Raw genomic sequence first — 6,111 nt, forward strand, 5'->3', positions numbered from 1 at the left:
AATAAGGCAAGTATTTATTACAAAATGCAAATGATTATTTACATTTTGCAAAAAAACAATTACAATTATTGTAATTAATTTAAGAAGGGAAACTATATGCTGGAAAATACAGTTAGAGAATTACGTGCACGTTTTAGGTGGACTCAACAAGACTTGGCTGATGCAATTGGAGTAACTAGGCAAACAATTGGTTTAATTGAAAAAGGGGACTATTCCCCGTCAGTTACTATGGCGTTAAAGATAGCAAAGGCATTTTATGTTACCGTAGAGGAAGTATTTTATTTAAAAGGGGAGGATTGATTTTTATGTTGAGGACCATTTTAAGTTCTCCGATTTTTCCAATTAGTTTACTAATGTTAATCACTGCCGATTTAGTATTATTACTAATGTACACTCAGTCTTCAATGGCAATAATATGTTCTTGGATATCTCTAATTTTGGCGTTTGTTTGGATATTACTTATTAAATTGCATAACAATAAAAATCCCAAAAACAGAATTAAATTAAATAGTTTTATCCCATATGAATTTCGAGACATGGATGAAGGGCAACAATGGGTAACTTTTAAGGCCTGTCGTAATGTCTATATTTATTACAGTCTTGCAATCCCAGTTGTTGCCTTCATTTGCTTTATGTTTTCCCAAAATATATTCGTCCCGATTTTAAGCATAGGGGTGTTAGGCGTAGGACAATACGTTGTTTATTGGATGACAACTTTTCGTCTTTTAAAAAGGATTTAACAGAAGAGATAGGAAATCCCGTTCATACAAAAAACCTCGTCTTATAAGAAAAAAGATGGCCATTCCTTATCCTATTCTGTTCAGTTTGTTGTTTTTAGGAACTGCTTACTGTTGGTATAAATCGCATGTTTTTATAATGAAATCAGTTAGCTTTTGGAATTAAAGTTAGTCAAGATACTTATACAAAAAGTGCATTAATCCAGGCAGGGTTGATGCATTTTTTTATCAAGGCGGTGTTTTTTTATGGAACGGAGCGTAAAGGTGATAATAACTGTTACATTTCTCTTTGTTGGGTTATTCGTATTATTTATGTTTTATGTTTTCATTGGTCAGGAATATGGTTACGCAGGAAATACGCAGACAAACTTTTGGAGTATAAGGTACCTGAAAAAACAGAAGTCATTGAACAAGATTTTGATTATGGAGTTATCTATGGAGGTGGTCCATGGGGCAATGGCGGTTATCCAACTCTTGTTGCATACAAAAGAATTCTAACTGAATTGAGTGAAAAAGAAATTTTTGACCATTACAATACGAAAGACTTTGAAATATACTTCAAAGGTGCTGAAGAGTTAAAGAAGAACAATAATAACCAAATCTGGTACGAAGGGTATATTAAAAAGGAGGATGCTTTGAGTACCGAAGAGAATAATGAGCACCCAATTGAGGTTATTATTCAATATAGAACAGAATTTAGTTATCCATTTTTCATAGACTTTTATTGAACTAACCGGTGCCTTGATCCAAGAAGGATTAACCGCCTTTTTTGTTGAACTCCTATTATGCTAACGGGCAGTTTAGTTGAAGAAGGATTTTAAACTAATAAGCAGAGATAAGGGGCATAAAATACAATAATTATTCACTTATTGTATAATGTTCTTGTTTGAAAACTTACAGCTTTTGATAAGGAGTAGTGGATTTTCATGGGAAATAATACGGATGAAAAATTGTATCGTCAAATCGTTGAATCCTCCACGGAGGCAATTATTATTCATCAAGATGGGAAATTTAAGTATATAAACCCTGCAGGACTAGACCTTTTACGGGTCACTTCCAGTGAGGAAGTTATAGGTAAATCTGTATTCGATATCGTACCCGACGAGTATATAGAGCTGACAGTAAGGCACGCACAAGCGGTCCTTGATGAAAATAAACCAACTGGAATTATCGAAAAACAATTTAGACGGTTTGATGGTTCAATAGTTGATGTAGAAACAAATTGTACTCCTGTTTTGTATGAGGATAAAAAAGCAATTCAATCTGTCGTCAGAGATATAACAAAGCGTAAAGAATTCGAAAGAACACTCGAAAAAGTGTCCAAAGAAATTAACACACTATCAGCTCCAGTCGTCCCTATTTTGGAAGGGGTCGCTGTGTTACCCCTAGTGGGTTCTATCAATTCTGAAAGAGCGAATTATATTTTAGAACATGTGCCTTTAAAAGTACAGGAACAGAATGTCCATACTTTGATTAGCGATTTTTCAGGCATCTATGAACTTGATGCAATGGTAATCCAATGTCTGTTTGAAACTAGTGCCGTACTTGGTTTGCTTGGTGTTCGTTCTATTGTAACGGGAGTAAGACCCGAAATTGCCCAAAGCGTTGTTCAGCTCGGAGCCGATTTATCCCTAATACAGATATTTGGAACTTTACAGCAGGCAGTACGTGATTTGGTGTTAAAGGATAGCTTCGTAAGTGTTTGAATAGGATATCAACTATATTCCATGATATATTGTTATCCATCTTCACTACAGGTTCGTTCTCTGGAGTAATAGCCGTCATGAGACGGCTTTTTCTTATTGTGCTAATGGGGCAGTTATGTTAAAGAAGGAATATAAACAAAATTGGTAGAATAAGTAATTGGATATAAATCTTAACGTCTAAATATTAATAAGAGGAGAATGTCCATGGGAACTAACGAAGTAAAAAGTTTAAACTAAAAAAAGCACGGGGGGTAAAAAAAATATGAAACAATTGGGGACGCTATACTTTTTCTGTGGAAAAATGGGAGCTGGGAAATCAACTAAATCAAAACAATTGGCGATAGATAAACATGCGGTATTGTTGTCTGAGGATGAATGGATTTCATCTCTTTATCCCAATCAGGTCGAATCATTTGAGGACTATCTAAAATTCTCAGCACAACTCAAGCCATTGGTGAAAAAACATGTCCAAAACATATTAAGTGTCGGTACAGATGTAGTCATGGATTTTCCAGCTAACACTCAATCACTGCGAAAGTGGTTTTTGGATATGGCGTCAGAGGTCAATGCAAACCATCAACTAATTTTCCTTAATTTAAATAACGAACAATGCTTACGTCAAATTGCACAAAGGCGTAACGAACAGCCTGAAAGAGCAGCTTTTGACACGGAAGCGGTGTTTATTCATGTTACTAATTTTTTTGAAGCACCAGAAGCATCCGAGGGTTTAAATATTTTAGAGTTTAGCGGAAAAGAATAACAAGGAGTTTAATGATTCGTGTGTATAGAGTACCTTTTGTTATGGTAGGTGCTCTAATTGTGAGTAAGAAAAGTTTCAATGTGTATATGTTAAAATCGATATAACTTTGTGAAGTGGTACACTTAAACTAAGGGTGCGTTGATCCAGAAGGATTAACGCATCTTTTGTTGAATTCCTTATTGAACAAACGGGGCAGTTTAATGGAGGATAGGAGAGTACTAGAATGAAAAAGAAAATAAACATTTTATTCTCACTTTTAACAATCACCTTAATGGTTGGTTGTACCAACGTAGAAGATACATCCAATACAGTTGTAGGAACGGATACACAAAAAGCAGTCGCAGCCGAAAAAAATAATAATGCTAAAGAAGAAACTGACTCCACGGTTCCGGAGGAAACTGCCACCCAACCAAATAACGAACTGTTCTCAGGCTACAATCTTATTGAAGTTGATGGTGGTGATCTGTCTGGACATCGTGAAACTAATGTTGTGGTTGACATTGGGTATGGGGACCGTGAATATTGGGCCTTTACGAATGAATACGGGCAACTAGTGCGTGTCATTGCTGCTGAAATGATCCTACAGGATGACAGTATCGAACCAGTATTATCGACCGGCAGGTACTATCCTGATGAGGCAAAGGTTCCGGGTGCCGACAGTGACGCTTTAGATGAAGGACATATCATTGCTGATTCTCTCGGAGGGGTATCAAATGCTTATAATATCACTCCGCAAGATAGCATACTAAATCGGCACGGTGATCAAGCTTATATGGAAGATTCATTCAGGAAAGCTGGTGGTGCTACTAATTTTGAAGCAATTATCACATATCCGAATACGGAAACGCAGATTCCTTCAAGTTATCAGTATACCTATACTTTAATGGGTAACGAAATCGTTGATACATTTGACAATGTGAACCCTGATGAAGTAAACTCATCACTCGGTTTAACAGGTAGTGAGCCTTCTGATTCAACTAGTTCAAACCCAAACGGTGATATTTCTAGCGTTGATACAAACGGTAATGGACAGGTGACGCTTAAAGAAGCAAAAGCAGCAGGTTTTAGTATGCCAATAACGAGTGATGATTGGTTATACCCATATATGCAAGATAATGATAAGGACGGTATGGTAGGTGAGTAAGCCCCTAGAACTTTGAGGCAAAATAAGTGAACTAATGAACAGTTTCCTCGTTGGACGATTTATAACAATTGCGAGTGGGTGTCTGTACAGGAACAACTGAAGTTAATGGTCATATCATCTATAAAATTTGTACGGTGAAAATATAATATTTTTTACTAACGGAAGGCTTTAGTTCAATAACGTTCTTCAATTATCGGGCGCAATTCCGCAGCAAGAACTGTGCTCTTTCTTTATGGTAAGGGTCAGATTGTGGAATACGGGAAGAATATTTTTATTTAAAAGAAGGAAACATCCATTTTTAATAGAATGTTAAATATTTTAATTAGAGGAGGTTGATCTGTTGGAGAGAAGAACTTTACTGGTATCTTCATTACCAGAGTATGAAGAAGAGATTGGCCGATGGCTATGGTGTCTAGAGGATGTTCGACGTACTCTTATAAGTGAATTAACTGGAACCAGCCAAAGCTTAATTGACCGGAAATTAGGAGAAAGACAATCAATTGGGACACTCTTGTATCACATTGCATTGATCGAGGCAGATTGGTTATATGTAGAAGTACTTGGAACTGATTGGGATCAAGAAATTAGCGCATTATTTCCTTTAGAACATCGAACTGACGGCAATTTAACTCACTTGGAGGGAGAAAGTATAGAGGAACATTTTTACCGCCTTAATAAGGTACGCGAAGTATTTCTTTCCCACTTTCGTTCAATGGACTTAACGGATTGGCGAAAGCCGAGAGTACTTGAACATTATGACGTCACACCTGAGTGGGTTGTTTACCATTTGATTGAACATGAATCGCATCATAGAGGTCAAATTTTTCAAATGCTTCGGGAATTACGAAATGATTAGTGCTAAAGAGAGGGAACTATAATCCATCTGGAATAACGGAATGGCTTTAGATAATTATAAAATCAATAAATGATGTTTAAGAAACGTTTATTCCACATTAATGATAAATCAAGTAGTGTAGTTATTCCATTAAAGGGCGCAATTCCGCAGCAAGAATTGTGCTCTTTGTTTATGTTAAGGGCCATATTGCGGTATAAGCGGCACTTTAAACCGGAGACTATAATATCTTTCGGTTTTCTTTTTATAATCGGAGTCAGTATCCGTAAATTTATTTGACACTAACGCAGCGTAATACTTTAGCCTTGTAATATGGAGGTGAATTACGCTGTTTACAACGGGAGAGATTTACAAAAGAACCGGATTTACTGAATGATCTATACGATATTATTCTAATTTGGATTTATTAAAAGCAAAGAAGAATGACAACGGTCAGTTGGTGTTATCCAAATCAGACTTAGAAAACATTGTACAAATACTTGCATCAAAAATAGCAGGTTATAAACTTAAAGATTTAATAGACCAACAACCTTCGTTAAGCTTTATTAAAGATGATTTAACACAAATTATTGCAGACTTAGAAAATGTATTATTCCATTTGGATCAAACTGACTCCGAGGAAAACCTTATGGAAAATAATAAGGTTACTTCAAAATTACAATGCTAAATATTTGCGAAAGAGGTGATTGAAATGGTGATGACTTATAAAATAATCGACACATTAAGTCAATATCAAGAATTACTTGCGATTACGGATTTAGAAAAAAGAAAAGATCATTTTCGTTTTACAATGATGAAGCCATTTGAGAAGATGTGGAATTTGATTAATGTTCCCCTAAAAGCAAAAGAACAAAGTGGCTATGATGTTGTAATGGCTACAAAAATGCTTGGCTTTGCAGATGTTTCTGATG

At 35.8% G+C, this 6,111-nt stretch carries 7 protein-coding genes and 1 pseudogene; all 8 read left to right on the forward strand.

Features of this window, described 5'->3' with window-relative positions; all coding sequences use genetic code 11:
- Positions 1–96: 96 nt before the first annotated feature.
- Positions 97–300 carry a helix-turn-helix transcriptional regulator gene (locus tag CVD19_RS21300; protein ID WP_101585195.1) on the forward strand — a complete coding sequence of 68 codons (204 nt, stop codon included), beginning with the start codon at positions 97–99 and terminating at the stop codon, positions 298–300.
- Between the two features lie 652 nt (positions 301–952).
- Entirely contained in the window at positions 953–1,465 is a 513-nt protein-coding gene (locus CVD19_RS21310; RefSeq protein ID WP_101585197.1) for a hypothetical protein, read from the forward strand.
- Positions 1,466–1,663: 198 nt separating this feature from the next.
- Positions 1,664–2,443 carry a PAS domain S-box protein gene (locus CVD19_RS21315; protein ID WP_101585198.1) on the forward strand — a complete coding sequence of 260 codons (780 nt, stop codon included), beginning with the start codon at positions 1,664–1,666 and terminating at the stop codon, positions 2,441–2,443.
- 262 nt (positions 2,444–2,705) lie between these two features.
- Positions 2,706–3,203: an AAA family ATPase gene (locus CVD19_RS21320; protein WP_101585199.1), complete on the forward strand. Its 498-nt coding sequence runs from the start codon at positions 2,706–2,708 to the stop codon at positions 3,201–3,203.
- 223 nt (positions 3,204–3,426) lie between these two features.
- Complete coding sequence (locus CVD19_RS21325) at positions 3,427–4,347, forward strand: DNA/RNA non-specific endonuclease (protein WP_101585200.1); 921 nt, start codon at positions 3,427–3,429, stop codon at positions 4,345–4,347.
- 340 nt (positions 4,348–4,687) lie between these two features.
- On the forward strand, positions 4,688–5,203 hold the full coding sequence (locus tag CVD19_RS21330) for a DinB family protein (RefSeq protein ID WP_101585201.1): 516 nt from the start codon (positions 4,688–4,690) through the stop codon (positions 5,201–5,203).
- Positions 5,204–5,597: 394 nt separating this feature from the next.
- Positions 5,598–5,867, forward strand: coding sequence for a hypothetical protein (locus tag CVD19_RS21335; protein WP_101585202.1), 270 nt, complete (start codon positions 5,598–5,600; stop codon positions 5,865–5,867).
- A 24-nt stretch (positions 5,868–5,891) separates the two neighbouring features.
- Positions 5,892–6,111: pseudogene (locus CVD19_RS21340) on the forward strand (hypothetical protein); the annotation flags it as partial.

It is taken from the genome of Bacillus sp. T33-2 (genome assembly GCF_002860205.1).
Taxonomy (GTDB): Bacteria; Bacillota; Bacilli; order Bacillales; family Cytobacillaceae; genus T33-2.

Excerpts from the sequence above, each read along its gene's own strand:
- CVD19_RS21300 (WP_101585195.1), top strand. The coding sequence starts at position 97 with ATGCTGGAAAATACAGTTAGAGAATTACGTGCACGTTTTAGGTGGACT.
- CVD19_RS21310 (WP_101585197.1), top strand. The coding sequence starts at position 953 with ATGCATTTTTTTATCAAGGCGGTGTTTTTTTATGGAACGGAGCGTAAA.
- CVD19_RS21315 (WP_101585198.1), top strand. The coding sequence starts at position 1,664 with ATGGGAAATAATACGGATGAAAAATTGTATCGTCAAATCGTTGAATCC.
- CVD19_RS21320 (WP_101585199.1), top strand. The coding sequence starts at position 2,706 with ATGAAACAATTGGGGACGCTATACTTTTTCTGTGGAAAAATGGGAGCT.
- CVD19_RS21325 (WP_101585200.1), top strand. The coding sequence starts at position 3,427 with ATGAAAAAGAAAATAAACATTTTATTCTCACTTTTAACAATCACCTTA.